This window comes from Novosphingobium sp. (assembly GCF_036803765.1).
In the GTDB taxonomy this organism is placed as follows: domain Bacteria; phylum Pseudomonadota; class Alphaproteobacteria; order Sphingomonadales; family Sphingomonadaceae; genus Novosphingobium.
The window spans coordinates 42,677-60,575 of sequence record NZ_DAIRTS010000006.1 but is presented as its reverse complement, the minus strand read 5'-3'; the positions used below and the strand labels follow the sequence as shown (position 1 = coordinate 60,575).

At 67.5% G+C, this 17,899-nt stretch carries 16 protein-coding genes; 7 read left to right on the top strand and 9 right to left on the bottom strand.

The window, feature by feature from the left end; translation table 11 throughout:
- Window positions 1-4: 4 nt before the first annotated feature.
- Window positions 5-967 (bottom strand): bile acid:sodium symporter family protein, encoded by a 963-nt coding sequence (locus tag V7Q48_RS05545; protein WP_333836779.1) that lies wholly within the window; start codon window positions 965-967, stop codon window positions 5-7.
- 306 nt (window positions 968-1,273) lie between these two features.
- On the opposite strand from V7Q48_RS05545, the gene V7Q48_RS05540 reads away from it, so the two are divergent.
- Complete coding sequence (locus V7Q48_RS05540; RefSeq protein WP_333836777.1) at window positions 1,274-1,687, top strand: DoxX family protein; 414 nt, start codon at window positions 1,274-1,276, stop codon at window positions 1,685-1,687.
- Here V7Q48_RS05540 and V7Q48_RS05535 read toward each other — a convergent pair.
- From V7Q48_RS05535 to V7Q48_RS05515, 5 genes are read right to left on the bottom strand one after another with little or no spacing between them, the layout of a single operon-like run.
- A complete protein-coding gene (locus V7Q48_RS05535; protein WP_333836776.1) occupies window positions 1,659-2,624 on the bottom strand; it encodes a fumarylacetoacetate hydrolase family protein in 966 nt (321 codons plus the stop codon). The two genes, V7Q48_RS05540 and V7Q48_RS05535, sit on opposite strands and share 29 nt — an antisense overlap.
- 4 nt (window positions 2,625-2,628) lie before the next feature.
- On the bottom strand, window positions 2,629-3,408 hold the full coding sequence (locus V7Q48_RS05530) for a cyclase family protein (protein WP_333836775.1): 780 nt from the start codon (window positions 3,406-3,408) through the stop codon (window positions 2,629-2,631).
- A complete protein-coding gene (locus V7Q48_RS05525) occupies window positions 3,405-4,562 on the bottom strand; it encodes an alpha/beta hydrolase family protein (protein WP_333836773.1) in 1,158 nt (385 codons plus the stop codon). Before V7Q48_RS05525 ends, V7Q48_RS05530 begins: the two co-directional genes overlap by 4 nt.
- 43 nt (window positions 4,563-4,605) lie before the next feature.
- Complete coding sequence (locus V7Q48_RS05520) at window positions 4,606-5,508, bottom strand: VOC family protein (protein WP_333836772.1); 903 nt, start codon at window positions 5,506-5,508, stop codon at window positions 4,606-4,608.
- Window positions 5,509-5,534: 26 nt separating this feature from the next.
- Window positions 5,535-6,662, bottom strand: a complete 1,128-nt coding sequence (locus tag V7Q48_RS05515; protein ID WP_333836771.1) for an FAD-dependent oxidoreductase — start codon at window positions 6,660-6,662, stop codon at window positions 5,535-5,537.
- Window positions 6,663-6,978: 316 nt separating this feature from the next.
- On the opposite strand from V7Q48_RS05515, the gene V7Q48_RS05510 reads away from it, so the two are divergent.
- Both V7Q48_RS05510 and nfsB read left to right on the top strand, forming a co-directional pair.
- Window positions 6,979-8,931: a putative bifunctional diguanylate cyclase/phosphodiesterase gene (locus V7Q48_RS05510; RefSeq protein WP_333836770.1), complete on the top strand. Its 1,953-nt coding sequence runs from the start codon at window positions 6,979-6,981 to the stop codon at window positions 8,929-8,931.
- A 141-nt stretch (window positions 8,932-9,072) separates the two neighbouring features.
- Window positions 9,073-9,741, top strand: a complete 669-nt coding sequence (gene nfsB, locus V7Q48_RS05505) for an oxygen-insensitive NAD(P)H nitroreductase (RefSeq protein WP_333836768.1) — start codon at window positions 9,073-9,075, stop codon at window positions 9,739-9,741.
- A 12-nt stretch (window positions 9,742-9,753) separates the two neighbouring features.
- Here the strand turns inward: nfsB and V7Q48_RS05500 are convergent, their stop codons facing one another.
- The 3 genes from V7Q48_RS05500 to mdlC are packed head-to-tail and all read right to left on the bottom strand — an operon-like array spanning window position 9,754 to window position 13,165.
- Window positions 9,754-10,254 (bottom strand): aromatic-ring-hydroxylating dioxygenase subunit beta, encoded by a 501-nt coding sequence (locus V7Q48_RS05500; RefSeq protein ID WP_333836767.1) that lies wholly within the window; start codon window positions 10,252-10,254, stop codon window positions 9,754-9,756.
- Window positions 10,251-11,588 carry an aromatic ring-hydroxylating oxygenase subunit alpha gene (locus V7Q48_RS05495; protein ID WP_333836766.1) on the bottom strand — a complete coding sequence of 446 codons (1,338 nt, stop codon included), beginning with the start codon at window positions 11,586-11,588 and terminating at the stop codon, window positions 10,251-10,253. The genes V7Q48_RS05500 and V7Q48_RS05495 overlap by 4 nt, the downstream gene beginning before the upstream one ends.
- Before the next feature lie 20 nt (window positions 11,589-11,608).
- Window positions 11,609-13,165 (bottom strand): benzoylformate decarboxylase, encoded by a 1,557-nt coding sequence (gene mdlC, locus V7Q48_RS05490; protein WP_333836765.1) that lies wholly within the window; start codon window positions 13,163-13,165, stop codon window positions 11,609-11,611.
- A gap of 105 nt (window positions 13,166-13,270) precedes the next feature.
- On the opposite strand from mdlC, the gene V7Q48_RS05485 reads away from it, so the two are divergent.
- The 4 genes from V7Q48_RS05485 (at window position 13,271) to xylB (ending at window position 17,899) form a co-directional block, all read left to right on the top strand.
- Window positions 13,271-14,161 carry a LysR family transcriptional regulator gene (locus tag V7Q48_RS05485; protein ID WP_333836763.1) on the top strand — a complete coding sequence of 297 codons (891 nt, stop codon included), beginning with the start codon at window positions 13,271-13,273 and terminating at the stop codon, window positions 14,159-14,161.
- A gap of 69 nt (window positions 14,162-14,230) precedes the next feature.
- On the top strand, window positions 14,231-15,166 hold the full coding sequence (locus V7Q48_RS05480; protein WP_333836762.1) for a ketopantoate reductase family protein: 936 nt from the start codon (window positions 14,231-14,233) through the stop codon (window positions 15,164-15,166).
- A gap of 122 nt (window positions 15,167-15,288) precedes the next feature.
- Window positions 15,289-16,443: a glycoside hydrolase family 43 protein gene (locus tag V7Q48_RS05475; protein ID WP_333836761.1), complete on the top strand. Its 1,155-nt coding sequence runs from the start codon at window positions 15,289-15,291 to the stop codon at window positions 16,441-16,443.
- 4 nt (window positions 16,444-16,447) lie between these two features.
- Window positions 16,448-17,899, top strand: coding sequence for a xylulokinase (gene xylB, locus V7Q48_RS05470; protein ID WP_333836760.1), 1,452 nt, complete (start codon window positions 16,448-16,450; stop codon window positions 17,897-17,899).

Below are 17,899 nucleotides of genomic sequence, written 5' to 3'. Positions count from 1 at the left end.
GCTTTCAGGGCCGCGCCGCGTAGCGCCGGGCGAGCGTTGCGCAGACGAACAGCTGGGCTTGGTGGAACAGCATCAGCGGCAGGACGATCAGGCTCACCGCGTGTCCGGCGAACAGGATCGTCGCCATGGGGATGCCGCTCGCCATGCTCTTCTTCGACCCGCAGAACACGATCGTGATCTCGTCCTCGGTCGTGAAGCCGAGGCGCCGGCTGGCCACGGTCGTGATCACGATCACCAGCGCCAGGATCGCGAGGTCGATGACGAGCACGATGGCCAGATCGATCGGCGCCAGCTGCGTCCACACCCCGGCGACGACGCCCGCGCTGAATGCGGCATAGACCACCAAGAGGATCGATCCGCGATCGACGTAGCCGACCAGCGTCTTGTGGCGTGCCAAGAAGTCACCGATCAGCGGCCGCAGTAGTTGCCCGGCCACGAACGGCAGCAGGATCTGCATGGCGATGCTTTCAATCGAGCTCGCCGAAATCGCGCCCTCGCCCGAAGTGGGCAGGAGCAGCGCCGTCAGCAGGGGCGTAAGCGCCACGCCGATCAGGTTGGACAGCGAAGCACTGCACAGCGCCGCCGGGACGTTACCGCGCGCGATGGAAGTGAATGCGATCGACGACTGGACGGTCGAGGGCAGCAGGCAGAGAAACAGCAGGCCTACCGCGATATCGGGCGCGACGACGCGGGATGTCAGGTGCATGACGCCCAAGCCGATCAGGGGAAAGAGCAAGAAGGTGCTGAGGAAGACCACCGCCTGGAGGCGCCAGTTGGCGAGCCCCTGCCACACCGCCTGCGGCGCGAGCCGTGCGCCGTAAAGGAAGAACAGCAGCCCGACCGCGACCGTCACCGCCCCATCCGCAATCGGTACGCCCGCGCCGCGCGCCGGCAGGATGGCGGCCAATGCAATCGTGCCAAGCAGGAGCAGAAGGTACGGGTCGATCAGGTTGCGCAATGCGCGCATGGGAAATTCCTCGGCAGCGGCCACAAGGCCGGAAGGCGCCACGGGCCTTAGCCAGCAGGGGAGCGCCGGGCAACCCGGCAGGGATTGGCCGGCCATCCTCTAAATCCATACCCCCGTCATTCCCGCGAAGGCGGGAATCCAGTGTTTGCGGTGAACATGGCGATAGGCCTCTGGATTCCCGCCTTCGCGGGAATGACGAGCATGGGGGGGGGGGGATTTGTTTCCCCCCCCACAAATCCATCGGCTTCACTTCGAGCGGTCAAAAATGAACTGGTCACAAGCCGATAGCCGTCGCACCATGGCGCGATGACACCCCATCCCGTTCATTGCCGTATCATCGCCGCGATCTATGCCGCGGCTGGTGTGCTTCACCTCGCGCTGCCGCACCCCTTCGTGGCAATCGTACCCGCCTGGGTGCCAGCCCCTGCGCTGGTGGTGGCTCTGACCGGTGTTGCCGAACTCGCCGGTGCCATCGGCATCGCGCAGTCGCGCCTGCCGGGACTGCGGCGGGCGGCGGCGTGGGGATTGGCCGCCTATGCGCTGTGCGTCTGGCCGGCCAACGTCCAGCATGTGTGCAACGACCTGGCACGGACCGGCGGCGGCGGGCTGGGGCTGTGGTACCACATACCCCGGCTCGCGCTGCAACCGGTCCTGATCGCCTGGCCGCTATGGGCCGCCGGGATCCTGCGCTTCAGGCGGCGACCACCCTCTGGTCGATGACGCCGAAGGGCTGGTTGCCCGCGGCATCGGTCGCCGCCATCGTGACGGTATCGCCGATCGCCATGAACGTGGTCGCGGCCGCGCCCTGGTCGATCATCTCGATCGCACGACGCTCGGAAATGCAGGCCGAGCCGACGTCGCGACACGCGGCGTTCGACACCGTGCCCGAACCGATGATCGTGCCCGCCACGAGGTCGCGGGTTCGGGCAGCGTGGGCGACGAGTTCGGGGAACGAGAACGCCATCTCGCGTCCATTGGCATGGCCGAACGCCTGGCCGTTCCACGTCACGACGAGGTCGATGGCCACGCGTCCCTCGCTCCAGCCCTCGCCCAGTTCGTCGGGCGTCACGGCAAAGGGCGCCATGCTGCAAGCGGGCTTGGCCTGGACCCAGCCGAACCCCGTCTTCATCTCGACCGGGGCCAGCGCACGCAGCGACCAGTCGTTGATCTGGACGACCAGCCGGATGTAGCAGGCGGCCTCCTCGGCGCTGGTTCCCATCGGCACCGCGTCGACGATCACGCCGTATTCGCCTTCGAAGTCGATCCCAAGCGCCGGATCGGTGAACGGCACATCGTCGCGCGGGCCATAGAAGCGGTCCGACATGCCCTGATACATCAGGGGACGCTCGGTATCGATCGGGTCCATGCCGAAAGCGATCTGCATCAGCTCGCCATGGGTCGCGAAGGCAGACCCGTCGAGCCACTGCCAGCTGCGCGGCAGCGGCGCACGGATGTGTGCCAAGTCGATCGCTTCACCTTGCCCCGCGGCAAGGGCGGCGGCGACCGGCTCGAGATCCGCCTGGGCCGCAGCCCAGTCGCCCATCGCCGTCAACAGGTTGGGCCAGCGCGCGCCGGCGGGAAGCCAGCGGGCGCCGTCGGGCGAGACGACCATGAGCTGGCCATCGGGCGTGCCATCGGCACGGGTGCAAAGGCGCATCGTCTCAGTCCTCGAAGATGGCGACGGCGCGGGTCCAGCCCGCCGAAGCGCCCTTGATCTTGTGCGGGAAACAGCTGACGGTGAAGCCATGCGGCGGCAGGACCTCGAGGTTGTGCAGCTTCTCGAGGTGGCAATAGCCGATGTCGCGGCCGGCCTTGTGGCCTTCCCAGATCAGCGAAGTATCGCCGGTTTCCTTGACCTTCTGCGCGGTGTAGCTGAACGGCGCATCCCACGACCACGCATCGGTGCCGGTCACGCGGATCCCGCGCGAGGTGAGGTACATGGTGGCCTCGTAGCCCATGCCGCAGCCGATGTTGATGAAGTTGGGATTACCCACGGCCTTGCCGGCGGCGGTGTTGACCAGCACGATGTCGAGCGGCTGGAGATCGTGGCCGATCCGAGCGAGTTCCGCCTCGACGTCGGCCGCGGTTGCCACGTAGCCGTCGGGGAAATGACGGAAATCGAGCTTCACGCCGCGCTGGAAGCACCATTCGAGCGGCACTTCGTCGATCGTCATCGCCGGCTTGCCGCCGTCCTGCGTCGGGTGGAAGTGCCACGGCGCATCGAGGTGCGTGCCGTTGTGTGTGGTCAGCGTGACCTTCTCCGCCGCTGCAAATCCTGCCTCGTCGGGCAGGTCCTGCGCGGTGACGCCGGGGAAGAAGTGCCCCAGCTCGGTCACGGTCTCGCCATGCGTCTGGTATTCGATATGCGGACGCATGAACGGCGGATCGGTGATCACGTCGTTCTCGAGCATGATCGACAGGTCGACGAAACGACGGCTCATGCGCAGGTACCTCCCAGCGTCTCGGCAAACCAGTCGGACAACAGGTCGAGGCCATAGGCCATGTTGTCGGCACCGACGTGCTCGACACCGCCCTCGCGGCGGGTGAAGATCACCTTCTCGCGGCGCGGCGAATTGACCAGCTGGTCATAGAGATCATCGGCATAGCCGACGCTGATCTGGCGATCTTCCGCGCCATGGGTGACGAGGAAGGGAACCTTGATGCGGTCCATGTGGCCATTGAGGTTCATGTCGGTGCTGCGCTCGAGGAAGTCTTCCATCGTGTCGGCACCGAAAGCCCACATCACGTGCGCCCAGTAATGCGGCACAGGGTTTTCGCCCTCGCGCTTCATGCGCTTGTCCTGCACTTCGCGCCAGTTGTGGTTGGCACCCCACACCGCGCCCGACGCAAACCGCGGCTCGTAGGCGACGGCGCGCGGCGCGAAGTGGCCGCCGAGCGAGATGCCGGTCATGCCGATACGCGCCGGGTCGACTTCGGGCTGCTGCTCGAGCCAGTCGACCGCCTTCGACGCCCAGTTTTCGCTATTCGGGTCGACCGGCAGGTTCTGCAGGCGCAGCGCCTCGCCCGAGCCGGGCTGGTCGACGCAGAGCGTGGAAATGCCGCGGCGAGCCAGTTCCTGCGGCAGCTTGGTCCAGTAGAGCAGTTCCTTGCAGCTATCGAGGCCGTTGCAGAACACCACCACCGGCTTGCGGCCTTCGCCGGGCGCACGGGTGAACAGCGCGGGCATCGTGCCATTCGCCAGCGGCACTTCGACGCGCTCGCGATTGATTGCGCCCAGCTGCGTCGATTTGTCGAACGCGGCGCGCGCCTTGGCATAGGTTTCCTTGCGCCCCGGATGGCCGTGACCCTGCATGCGCTCCGCCGTGAACAGATAGAGCGAGGCACGCTCCAGCTTGTTCGAGGCGGAGAACATGCGGCCCTTGGCTTCGTCCTCCCCGGCCAGGTCCAGCAGCTTCTGGCCCATCTCGGCCCAGCGCGCCATGAACTGCGGCGTACCGGCATCGGCGCCGCTGGCCGCGGCATCACGGATCGGCTGGCACATGTCGATCACCTCGCCGATGCGGCCGCCGCTTTCGAGCGCGATCGCAACGGAGAGGTTCCAGATGTAGTTCGGGAAGTATTCGAAAAGAGCCATGGGATCCGTCAGGGTCTGGAGGAGAAGAGAAGCGCGTGCCGTGTCAGGCGGCAGCGGCCTCGAACAGGCCGGGGTTGGGCGCGGGATGCGGCAGCGTCTGCGGACCGCCGGTGCCGATGCCCCACTGGTCCATCACCAGCGGCGCGGGCACGTGGACCTTGTATTCGTGCGCGTCGAAATCGACCTCTTCCAACTCCGAGGTGTATTCGGTCACGAAGCCGCCCGGGGTGACGAAGTAGCTGAAGGTGTTGTTGCCCGCCGTGTGGCGCCCCGGACCCCAGCCGATGTCGATGCCCTTGAGCTTGAGGCGGTGCGCGCCGCGCATCATGTCGTCCACCGAGAGCATGTCGTAGGCGACGTGATTGAGGCAGGCCGGCCCAGGCAGGATGGCGATGCGGTGATGCGCCGAGCTGCAGCGCAGGAAGCACATGAAATCGCCGAGCCAGTCGGAGATCTTGAAGCCCAGAACATCGGTGAAGAACTTGACCATGTCCTGGTGCTTGGGGCTGTGCAGCACGATGTGGCTGATCTTGACCGGCAGGCCTTCCCAGCGGGCCAGCTCGCGCGCGGCGCCGGTGGCGACGTCGCTCGAGACTTCGAACTCGAGGCCGTCGGGCGAGAAGAAGCGGAAGCCGTAGCCGCCGCCGGGGCTCGTCAGGTCGCGGGGTGCATGGACCACGCGGCAGCCTGCGGCCTCGACCTTGGCGAAGAGCGCGTCGACGTCGGCGCGGGTGTCGGCCGACAGCGCGATCACGTCGATGCGGTTGGCCTCGGCCTTGCGCAGCTGGACGACATGGTGCTCGTCGTCACCGGCGGCCTTGAACCAGGCCATGTCCTCGGTCTCGCCGACCGGGTCGAGACCCCAGACATCGGTGTAGAAAGCCTTTTCGGCGTCGAACTCGGCCACACCGTAGCCCACGTAGCGAATGTCAGTAACGCGGCTCATGCGCGAACTCCTTGGATAAGATCGGATCAGATGGGTTGCGAGACGACGGCGAACATTTCTGCCGTGGCCTTGTGATTGTCGATCGGCGGTCCCTCGCCGATCTGGCCCTTGCAGATGGCCAGGCTGGATTCGACGATGTAGCGGCAGCGCTCGAAGCGGCGATCGCGGTAGGCGGTCAGCGCGGCGTCGACGTCCGCCGCCTTGCCGAGCTCTTCCGCCAGGACGATCGCGTCCTCGATCGCCATCCCGGCCCCCTGCCCCAGATGCGGCGTCGTCGCATGGACGGCATCGCCCAGCAGGCCGACGGCGCCCTTGTGCCACGGCCCGTCGACCAGCATGCCCTCGAGCGGGCGGTAGACCACGCCGTCGTCGTCGGTGATCGACTCGCCCAGCGCGCGGATCTGCTCGGAGCAACCGGCGAGCTTGCCGCGCATCGCCGCGGCGAGGCCCTCGCGCGGGTAGCGCGGGTTGCCCGGCTCGGGCGTGGTCACGAACATGTACATCGTGTCCGCGCTCATCGGCACGAGCCCCGCGCCGATCGGCCCGTTGTAGACCTGCAGCGCGTCGAGATCGGCCGGACGCGGGAAATTGTAGCGCCACACCGCCTGGCCGGTGAACTGAGGCCCGGCGATCTCGGGGAAGAGCGTACCGCGAACCTGGGAGTAGACCCCGTCGGCACCGATCACGAGGTCGTAGTGACCCTTGGTGCCATCGGAGAATGCGACGCCGACGCCATCGGCGGCGCTTCCGCCATCCGCAGGCAGGTCCGTGACCGTGACGCCGAGGCGCAGCGTCGCGCCGAGGTCGCGCACCGCGTCACCGAGCACGCGCTGCAACGCGCGGCGGCCGATGCCGACATTGGCCGGACGCCCGTCGACGAGGCGAGGCGACGGGACGCGCGCGACCTTCGTGCCGTTGGGCAGGAAGATCTCGACTGCATCGAAACCGCAGGCCGCATCGATGAACTGGTCGATGAGGCCCAGCTGTTCCATCGCGCGGACCACGTTGGCCTGCTGGATGATGCCGACGCCATAGACCGACCATTCGGGATCACGTTCTACCAGCGTCACGGCGTGGCCGGCACGACGAAGCGCCACGGCTGCGGACAGGCCGCCGATACCGGCGCCCACGATCAGGATGTTGCAATTGTCCATGGTTCATGCCGGACGGACCCGGCTCTCTCCCGAAGATTGTGATGGGCCCTATGTATGCCCCGCCCGTTCATCAACAAAACCATTTGTTTGGATCGAAGATCATTCACGAAGGAAATGGATTAGGACGGTTCACCCCGCCCGGTCGATCAGCGCAAGTCGACAGGTCAGGCTGCAGGCGAACCGGATGTTAACCCATGTTGCTGCAAGCTGCTGTACGGGCGGCTGCGTCTGTCCCCGTAATGAACGGTATGACTTCATTCACTAATGTCCGCGCATATTCCCGGCGGATTAGGCCATAGGGGCAGGGAATATGGCGATGCGGGCTGCGCGTGCCTGGCGTTGGTTTACACAAGTCGGCAGCGATCCCGCTTTGGCCGTGGCCCAGTCGATCAACCTGCGTCGGCAGGTCCCGCTGCTCTACGGCCTGCTGCTGATCAACTCGCTCGCCGTCGCCATCACGCATCGCCAGACGGCGCCGGCGACACTGACCATCAGTGCACCGGCTTTCCTGTTCACGATCACCATCATCCGCATGGTCAAATGGCTGCGCGAGGCCCGCAAGGGTCCGCCCACGCCGCTGCAGGCGCGCCAGCAACTGCGCACGATCACCGCGGTCGCCGGGCCGATCGCCCTCGCTTACATCGGCTGGTCCCTGGCCCTTGCACCCTATGGGGGGCCGTTCGAGCAGGCACACGTGGGGCTTTACATCTCCACGACGGTGATCGGCTGCATCTTCTGCCTCATCGTTCTGCCGCAGGCCGCGCTGATCGTCGCGCTCGCGGTGCTGCCCGCGTTCATCATCATGTGCCTCGTGCGCCAGCAGCTGACCTTCGTGACGCTCGGCATCAATGTCGCGCTGGTGCTCGTGGTGCTGCTGCGCGTGCTGTTCAACACCTTCGAATACTTCCGCCAGCAGATCCTGGCGCGCACCATGCTGGCCCGCCAGCACGAAGAACTGCAGCGGCTCAACGAGGAGAACCGGCTGCTCGCGCTGACCGACAGCCTGACTGGCCTGCCCAACCGGCGCCGCTTCTATGCGGATCTCGACGCCTGGACCGCCAGCCCGGACTTTCCCCCCTTTGCGGTCGCCGTGCTCGATCTCGACCGGTTCAAGCCGGTCAACGACACCTTCGGCCACAAGATCGGTGACCGGCTGCTGCAGGAAATCGGCACGCGGCTCCAGGCGAGCGCCGGTGCCGCCGCCCATGTCTATCGCCTCGGCGGCGACGAATTCGGGCTGATCGACTTCAACCCGGCCGCGTTCGACAAGACGTGCGAGCGCGTGCTTCAGCAGATCGGCACGCCAATGCGGCTGGGCGAAGTCGTGCTCTGCGTGGGCGGCTCCATCGGCATCGCGCATTTCCCCGAGGCGGGCGCGGGCGCGGCGGACCTGTTCGACCGGGCCGACTATGCCCTCTATCACGCCAAGCACGTCGAGGGCGGCGGGGTCTGCCTGTTCACTGCCGAGCTCGATACCGCCGTCCGTGCCGAGCAGGCCATCGACGTTGCATTGCGCGCGTGCCGGTTCGACGACGAGATCTCGATCATGCTGCAACCGATCGTCGAGCTGGCCACCGGGCGCCTGCAGGCGGTCGAGGTCCTCGCGCGCTGGACCAATCCGCATCTCGGCGAAGTATCGCCCACGAAGTTCATCCCGATCGCCGAACGCTCGAATGCCATTCACGGCATCACCCGCACGGTGTTCCGCAAGGGCCTCGACGCCGCGCGGCAACTTCCCGCCAATATCGAGGTGTCGTTCAACATCTCGGCCTGCGACCTCAATTCTGCGACGACGCTCGCCTTCATCCGCAGCGAGATCGAGGCCGCAGGCGTCGACCCGCGTCGCATCTGGATCGAGGTCACCGAGACCGCGGTGATGCGCAATGCCGAAGCCGCCGCGCAAGTCCTCCAGGCCTTTCGCGACCTCGGAGTCCGCGTGGCGCTCGACGATTTCGGGACCGGCTATTCGAGCCTCGGCTATGTGCAGCGCCTGCCGCTCGACAAGGTAAAGATCGACCGCAGCTTTGTCGCCGATCTCGACCGCGCCGGTGGCGGCACCGTCACAATCGCGGTCGTCACGCTGTGCCACACCATCGGGCTGCAATGCGTTGCAGAGGGGGTCGAGACCGAAGCGCAGCGCGCACAACTGTTCAAGGCGGGCTGCGAACAGGCCCAGGGCTTCCTGTTCAGCCGGCCGGTCGAACTGGCGGAATTGCGCACCCAGTATCCGGTCGTCGGCCACCGCATCGCCCATTCCGCGGCCGCCTGAGCGCTTGGCGCGGCCCGATGCGGCGTAAATTTCGGGCGATCCGCAGGTGGGCCGGACCCAACCGGCCACTTGCGGCTTTTGGGGACAGACAGCAGGCTGCAAACGCGTGCTGCTCCCCGAACATCGCCACAGGAGTTTTGCATGACCACCGATCTCGTCGCGGCCGCCCGCCAGCGACACACCGTCAAGGCCTATCAGCCCGGCCGCCGCATCAGCGACGAGGATTTCGCCTCGCTGTGCGAACTCATCCGCCTCAGCCCGTCCAGCGTGAACCTGCAGCCGTGGCATGTCGTCATCGCATCGACCGACGAGGGCAAGGCCCGCGTAGCCAAGGCGGCAGAGGGCGACTACAGCTATAACGGCCCCTCGATCCGCGCCTGCTCGCACGCCTTCGTCTTCGCCAGCCGCGTTAACGCCGACGAGGCCTTTCTCCAGCAGTTGCTGGACCAGGAAGAAGCCGATGGTCGCTTCGCGGCCGACCCGGAGGCGTTCAAGAGCCGCCAGCGTGCCGCTCGCAAGCTCTATACCGACATCCACAAGTTCGACACGCGCGACCTGCAGCACTGGATGGACAAGCAGGTCTATCTCAACCTTGGCCAGTTCCTGCTCGCCGCCGCAGTGCTCGGTCTCGACGCGACGCCGATGGAAGGCGTCGACCTCAAGGTGCTGGATGCCGAACTGGGGCTGCGCGAAAAGGGCTACACCAGCCTGTTCGTGGTGACGGTCGGGTATCGCGACGAAGAAGGCGATTACAACGCCAAGCTGCCCAAGTCGCGCCTCCCGCTCGAGACGATCACCACCATGCTGTGATCACCAGGCCCGTCAGATAGAGTTGATGTCGACGACGGTGGGGATCGTATCGTTGAGCAAGGTCACGACTTTGCGCGCGATGCGCCACGCCCCCCCCTCGTCGACGAGACGGTAGAGATAGCGCCCGAAGAAGCAGTCGCTACGGTTCATGCGAACATCGTGGCGATGGCAGGTGAAGGCCGCCGACACCTCCGCCACGCCTTCGGCCGCCTCGAGCACCAGGACATTGGTGACCTGGTGGACGACGCGCGGGAGCGGCTCCGACGCCACCGAAAGCCCGGACGTCAGGCGCATGACGCGGTCTTCGAGATTGCGGCGCCCCTTGTAATAGATCAGCGATAGCTCGCTATCGGGGTCCTGCGTCGTCGTGGTCTCGTCGCGCCAGGCCGGCATCCAGAATTCGACATCGGCCGTGAACAGCGCCAGCCAGTCGGCGAACCGGCCGGTGTCGAGCAGCAGCGCCTCGCGGTAGAGCAGGTCCTCGGCATCGGCCCGGGTGAGCGTCGCGGTCATGCGTCGTCTCCGCCGGCCATGCGCGCGGCCCATGCTCTATAATAGCTGTGATATAGCGTTTCGTCGCAGAGCTGCGCATCGGCCAATACGCTGCGCTCTGGCTGCATGCCCAGCACGTCGGAAAAGCGGTTGCCGCCCGCGACGCTCGCCGTCATGCCACGCGCATGGCCCTGCAACCAGGGGTTCACCGTGCCCGCGAACCCTGCCTGGCAATTCTCGTAGGACACCGTGTCGTCCGGCGTGGCCATGCCGGTGGGGTTGAAGAAGTCCTCGTACTGGCGGATGCGCTGGCGCCGCGCCGCCTTGCTTTCGCCCTTGGGCGCGATGCACCAGGTCCGCATTTCCGTGAGGCCGGGGCCGAGCGGGCGGATGACGCGCAATTGGCTCGATGCGTTTTCCGCCACCTGAAGATTGGGAAAGATCGTCAGGTTGCGCATGTTGAACATCCAGTCGCGCCGCGCCTCGCCATGCCGTTCCGCCAGAACTTGCGCACTTTCATAGAGCGGGATCGCCGGCGTCACCCCGAAAATGCCCCAGTTCAGCACGTGGCCGTGGGCAAAGCTGTAGCTGCCGCCCGCGACGCCTTGCGCCTCCTCTTTCCAGAAGTCGCTGCTCTCCCAGACCGAGGCGACGACATCGGCACTGATCTCCTGCTGCCGCCGCTCGAGCACGCGGATGTAGGACGGGTGCGCCGAGGTGAAGTGATAGGCGTCCGAGCAGTTCTCGAGCTGGAGCTTCCAGTTCGCGGCATAGGTAAAGGTCACTTGCCCCGGCACCAGTTCCAGCCCTTCCGCGCTCTGGTCGGCAACGAGATCGAGCAGGTGTGCCGCCTCGCCCAGGTATTCCGAGAGTCCAGGAACATCGGCGGAAAGGCTGCCGAACAGGAAGCCACGATGGCCGGCAAACCGCGGCAGTTCGGCGAGCCCATGGTCGTCCTGTGCAAAGGCCGCATCATAGCACCCGGCGCGCTGCCATTTGATCGCCTTGCTGCGCCCGGCGCTGTCGAAGCTCCAGCTGTGATAAGGGCATACGTGCAGCCGCGCGTTGCCTGCCTGCGTCTGCGCCAGCCTCGCGCCCTTGTGCGGGCAGGAATTGACGAAGGCGCGCAAGTGCCCCTCGCCGTCGCGCTGCACCAGGATCGGGACGCGGCCGGCAAAGGTCGTGAAGAAATCATGCGGCGCGGGCGCCTGCGACTCCATGCCGAGGAAGACCCAGCCCCCCTCGAAGAGCCGCGCCAGTTCGCGGTCGAACACGGCCTGGTCGGTAAAGATCGCGCGGTTGACGCGAAACGCGCCGTCCTCTGGGCGATCGTCGATGTAGCGGGTGACGTCCATGGCCCTGCCCTCCTCGCTGCTCAGTCGATCGCCGCTTCGACCAGCGTAGGCCCAGTTGCCTCCAGCGACCACGCCAGCGCAGCATCCAGCGTCGCCGCGTCGGTCGCCAGGCGCGCCGGCACGCCATGGCCCTGTGCCAGCGCGCAGAAATCGAGTTCGGGGAACTGGGTCCCGACGAGCTGCTGCATGCCGAAGTGGCGGCCGAAGCTGTGCAGCGCCTCGTAGCGCCGGTTTTTGAGGATCACGAAGCTCACCGGAACCTGCCACTGCGCTGCGGCGTGCAGCCCCTGGATGGCATACATCGCCGACCCGTCGCCGAGCACGGCGATGACCTTGCTCTGCGGCCGGGCGAGCGCCATGCCCACCGCTGCCGGCAGGCCGTGGCCAAGGCCGCCGCTGGCCGTTGTATAGAACGTGTCGGGCGCCACGATCGGCAGGTGCTCGTGCATCGGGCCGCGCGCCGACGGCGCTTCCTCGACGATCACGCTGTCGGGCGAACGGAGTGCGGCGAGGCGGTGCAGCACGTAAGCGTCGGTCATGGCCCTGCCGTCGGGCTGCGGCGCGGTTTGCCGGGCGGCGGGCCGCGCGCGCTCGGGCGTGCCGGTCAGCGCCAGCAGCGCGCGGACCGCCAAACGGGTGTCGGCAACGATGGCCGTGCCGACCGGCGCCCAGGCGGCATGGACGGGATTGTCGCCGATCAGCCAGACGTCGGTGCCGTCGGCGATATGCGGCCCCGCGCCTTCGACATGATAGAGGCTCATCGGCCCGCCCAGCGCCAGGACATGATCGTGGTCTGCCAGGGCGGCGACGATCGCTTCGCGCCCGGCCGTCAGGAAGCCGGCAAACAGGGGGTGATCCTCGGGGAAGCTGCAGCGCGCCGACATCGGGGCGACATGGACCCGCGCCTGGTGCCGCTCAGCCAGCGCCACGACCTCGTCCCATGCCCCATCGCGCGCGACACCCGCACCGACGACGATCGCCGGGCGCTCGGCCCGGTCCAGCGCGGCGGCGCAGGCCTCGATCGCGGAAGGGTCGACGCCACGCGCGGCATGCACGGTGCGGTGGTGAAACGGCTCACCGGGACGGTCCCAGTCGTCGATCGGGATCGAAACGAAGGTCGGGCCGTACGGCGGCTCCATCGCGACATGCCAGGCGCGGGCGATGGCCGCCGGGACGTCCTCCGCGCGCGCCGGCTCGCAGGCCCACTTGACGAAGGGCTGGGGGAAATCGACCGCCCGTTCGGCAAACAGGAACGGCTCGAACGGCAGGATCGAGCGCGCCTGCTGGCCAGCGGTCACGACCAGCGGGGTTTGGTTCTTGCGGGCGGTGAACAGGTTGCCCAGCGCATGGCCGACGCCGGCCGAGCTGTGCAGATTGACGATCGCGGCGCGCCCCGTGCCTTGCGCAAATCCGTCGGCCATCGCCAGCACGACGCTTTCCTGCAGGCCCATGACGTAGCGGAAATCGTCCGGGAAATCGCGGAACATCGGCAGCTCGGTAGAGCCGGGATTGCCGAACACCGTCGTCATGCCAAGCTCGCGCAGCAGGCCGATGGTGATGTCGCGCACGGTGGGCATCGCATTCTCCCGTTGGTGCCCGCTTATCGTCGGGCTGGGCGCACTGTGACGGCGCACCGCGATAGGATCAATTGCAATTCCGGCGCGAAGTCATACGCTGGATGCATGGAATTCGACGAACGCCAGCTTCGCGCTTTTCTCGCCGTCGCGGACACCGGCAGCCTCGGCCGTGCGGCGGCAGTGGTGAACCTGACCCAGCCTTCGCTCAGCCGACTGATCCAGGCGATGGAGCAGCGGCTCGGCCATCGCCTGTTCGAGCGGCGCAGCAAGGGCATGGCGCTGACCCCGGCGGGCGATGTCCTGCTGCCGCACGCCCGGTTGCTGGTGTTCGAGATGCGTGCCGCGCGTGACGAACTCGACGCGCTCAGCGGCCTGCGCCGCGGCGTCGTGCGGATCGGTGCGGTCGCCGCCGCGATGCGCACGCTCGTTGCCGAAGCGCTGGGGCGCCTGCTGGCCGCGCACCCCGCCCTCACCGCCGAAACCATCGACGGCGTCGACGGCGAATTGCGCGATGCGCTGCTCGAGCGGCGCATCGACCTTGCCGTCACGGCCGCGCCCATCGACCATCCCGAAGCCGAGTGCCTCGGCGCCTGTGCCTACAGCGACCAGTTCGGTGTGTTCGGCGCGGCGACGAACCCGCTTCCCGATCGGCCCGGCCTGAAGGCGCTGGCGAAGCAAGTCTGGACCATGCCCGCCGAGGGCGCTGCCCCGCGCCTGCAATTCGAAGCGGTGTTCCGCGCCCACGGCCTGCCCTCACCGACCGTCGCGGCCGTGACCGCCTCGGTCGAGACGATGATCGCGCTGAGCGCTGCGGGCCCGATGCTGTGCTGGTTGCCCTTACCGCTCGCCGCCGCTCACGTTGCCAACGGCAGCCTGCGCCGCTTCATCGTGCCCGAGATGGAGCCGGTGCGCCGCCTCCTGCTCTACAAGCGCCGCGCCGGCTTGCTGCCCGATGCGGCGCGCCAGTTCCTGCGGCACTTCCCGCTCGCGCCGTAACGCAGATCGCTGGTTGACCGATCGAAACCGGGCCGGGACACTCGCGCGTGTACGTACGGGAGCAGGTTCATGCACAAGCACATCGTCATCACCGGCGCCGGCGCCATGGGCTGCCTTCTTGCCGCGCGGCTCGCCCTTGCCGGGAACAGGGTTACGGTCGTCGACGTCGATCGCCAACGGCTCGACAGGATCGTCCGCGAGGGCATCGTGCTCGAGGACGACACCGGATTGCGCATCGCCCGGGTCGCGGCCGGCACGGCCGACGAGGTGACCGCCGATGGCCCTCAGGGACCGATCGACCTGCTCATCCTGATGACCAAGGGCATGCACAGCCGCGCCGCCGTGCGCTCGGTCGCGCACCTCGCCGCAAGCGGATGCTGCGCACTGACGCTGCAGAACGGGCTCGGCAATGCCGAGGTCCTGGCGGAAACCTTCACCCCCGATCGTGTCCTGTGGGGCGTGACCGACCTGCCCGCCGATCTCGACGGGCCGAACCGCGTCGTGTCGCATGGCGTCGGGCATATCCAGCTCGGCGGATGGACCGGGGCTGCGCAGGCCCATGCGGCCGCCATTGCCGCCATGCTCGACGCGGCCGGGCTCAACGCGGTTGCCGACGCGGATGTCCGCATCGCGGTATGGGAAAAGGTCGCGTTCAACGCCGCTCTCAACGCGCTGGCGACGATCACCGGGCTCACCGTCGGCGGGATGGACAGCCCCGAAGGCCGCCGTATCGCCGGCGCCGTCGCCGATGAAACCGTCGCCACCGCCGCCGCTCTCGGGATAGCGGTCGACCGCGTGCGGCTGCAGGCGCGCATCGATCATGCCCTGGCCCACCACCGCGCGCACAAGGCCTCGATGCTGCAGGATCGCCGGGCCGGCCGCGCGACCGAGATCGAATCGATCAACGGCGCTATCGTGGCACAGGCCGATCTTGCCGGTGTCGCGGCGCCGGTCACGCGCACGCTCGCCGATCTGGTCCGCATGGGCGAGCCTGGACGCACCTGACAGGCCAAACGAACAGGAAAATTTCACCGACAAACCGCGCTCTGAGCCCACGCTTGCGATTGCAAAGATAGCGCTATCATGCCATCGTTGTTGCAACGGAACATAAGCGAGGATGCCTGTCGATGAAGGATACCCAGAACGCACGCCGCGCGGCCGTGGCCCTGCGCCCCAGCGGCAGGCGCTCGCAGCTGGCTTGTGCGACTGCCCTGGCCGCGGCACTGATCGCGACGCCGGCCTGGGCTGCGGACACGCCCGCTCCGGGCGGCGCGCCGGCCAGCGCGTTCCGCGACCAGCCGCTGGTGTCGAGCATCTACACCGCCGATCCTTCCGCGCATGTCTTCAACGGCAAGATCTACGTCTACCCCTCGCACGACGTGCCGACCACGATCCCCGATGACGACCTCGGCAGCGAATATGCGATGCACGACTATCGCGTGCTCAAGATGGATCGCATCGGCGGCCCGGTGACCGTCGGCCCGGTCGCGCTCGACGTAAAGCAGGTACCCTGGGCGTCCAAGCAGATGTGGGCGCCCGATGCCGCCTACAAGAACGGCACCTATTACCTGTACTTCCCTGCGCGCGACAAGGCGAAGGACAAGCATGGCCTGGGCACGTTCCGCATCGGCGTCGCCACCTCGAAAAGCCCGATGGGTCCGTTCAAGGCAGAGCCCAAGCCGATTCCCGGCAGCTTCTCGATGGACCCGGCGGTGTTCACCGACACCGACGGCAAGACCTACATGTACTTCGGCGGGATCTGGGGCGGCCAGCTCCAGCGCTGGGCCAAAGGCACGTTCGACCCCAACGGTTCGGACACCGACCTGCTGCAGGACGACCAGCCCGCGCTGTCGGGCAAGGTCGCGCGCATGAACCCCGACATGAAGACTTTCGCCGAAAAGCCGCGCGATGCGGTGATTCTCGACGAGGCTGGCAAGCCGATCCTGGGCGGGGATCACGAACGCCGCTTCTTCGAGGCCTCGTGGATGTTCAAGCGCGGCGGCAAGTATTATTACACGTATTCCACCGGCGACACGCACTTCCTGAACTACGCCATCGGCGACAACCCCTATGGCCCGTTCCGCTATACCGGCCATATCCTCAGCCCCGTGCAGGGCTGGACCACGCATCATTCGATCATCGAGTGGGGCGGCAAGTGGTGGCTGTTCTATGCCGACAACCAGCTGTCGAACAAGAATCACCTGCGTAACGTCAAGGTGACGGAACTGACCTTCAACGCCGATGGCACGATCCCCACGATTGACCCGATGAAGGCGCGCTGAGCCGATGTTCCTGGGAATCGATATCGGCACCAGCGGGGTCAAGGCGGTCATCACCGCGAGCGACGGGCAAGTCGTGGCGCAATGCGCCGCAGCGCTCTCGGTCTCGCGCCCGCACCCGCTGTGGTCCGAACAGGCGCCCGACGACTGGGTCGATGCGACGAACCGTGCCGTGCTCGGCCTCGATGCCGGGTTGCGCCGCGCGGTGGCGGGCATCGGCCTTGCCGGCCAGATGCACGGCGCCACCCTGCTGGGGGACGACGACCGGCCGCTGCGCCCCGCGATCCTGTGGAACGACGGGCGCAGCCACGCCCAGTGCGCCACGCTCGAGGCCAACGAACCGCGCAGCCGCGCGATCACCGGCAACATCGCCATGCCCGGCTTCACCGCGCCCAAGCTGCAATGGGTGCGCGAGCACGAGCCGGAGATCTTCGCCGCGACCCGCACCGTCCTGCTGCCCAAGGACTATGTCCGCCTCGCGCTGACCGGCGAGAAGGCGAGCGACTTGTCAGACGCGGCCGGCACGCTGTGGGTCGATGTCGCAGAGCGCACCTGGTCCGACGCCATGCTGGCCGCGACGGGCCTGACCCGCGACCATATGCCCTCGCTCCACGAAGGCCCGGATGTGACCGGAACCTTGCGCGCCGAAGTAGCCGCGCAATGGGGCATGGAACCCGTCCCGGTCGTCGCCGGCGCAGGTGACAACGCAGCCGGCGCGCTCGGTGTCGGCGTCACCGGCGAGGGCCAGGGCATGCTCTCGCTCGGCACCTCGGGCGTGATCTTCGTGGCTGGCGATGCCTTCCGCCCCAACCCGGCGCGTGCCGTACATGCCTTCTGCCACGCGCTGCCCGGCGTGTGGCACCAGATGAGCGTGCACCTCTCGGCCGCCTCGTGCATCGACTGGGCCGCCAATGCCTGCCGCGTCGGCAGCCCGGCCGAATTCTTCGCGCTGGCCGAAAGCGCCGGTGCAGCCGCGGGGCCCGAGCTGTTCCTGCCCTACCTCTCGGGCGAGCGCACCCCGCACAACGACCCGCACGTGCGCGCCGCGTTCCTCGGGCTGGGCAACGAGACCACGACCGCGCGCCTTGCTGCCTCGGTGCTCGAAGGCGTCGCCTTCGCCCATGCCGACGGCATTGCCGCGCTGCGCGAGGCCGGCACGCAGATCGAGGAACTCGCGGTGATCGGCGGCGGCTCGCGCTCGCTGCACTGGGGGCATATCCTTGCCAGCGTGCTCGGCGTGCGCCTGCTCTATCTCGAAGGCGGCGAAGTCGGCCCCGCGCTGGGCGCCGCCCGCCTGGCCCAGCTCGCCAGCGGCGCTTCGGTCGCCGAGGTCTGCACCCGCCCGCCCGTGCGCGCCGCGATCGAACCCGACGCCGCGCTCGCCGCCCGCCTCGCCCCCAAACAGGACCAGTTCCGGCGCGCCTATCGCGCCCTGCACGATCTCCAGGAGAGCAACTGA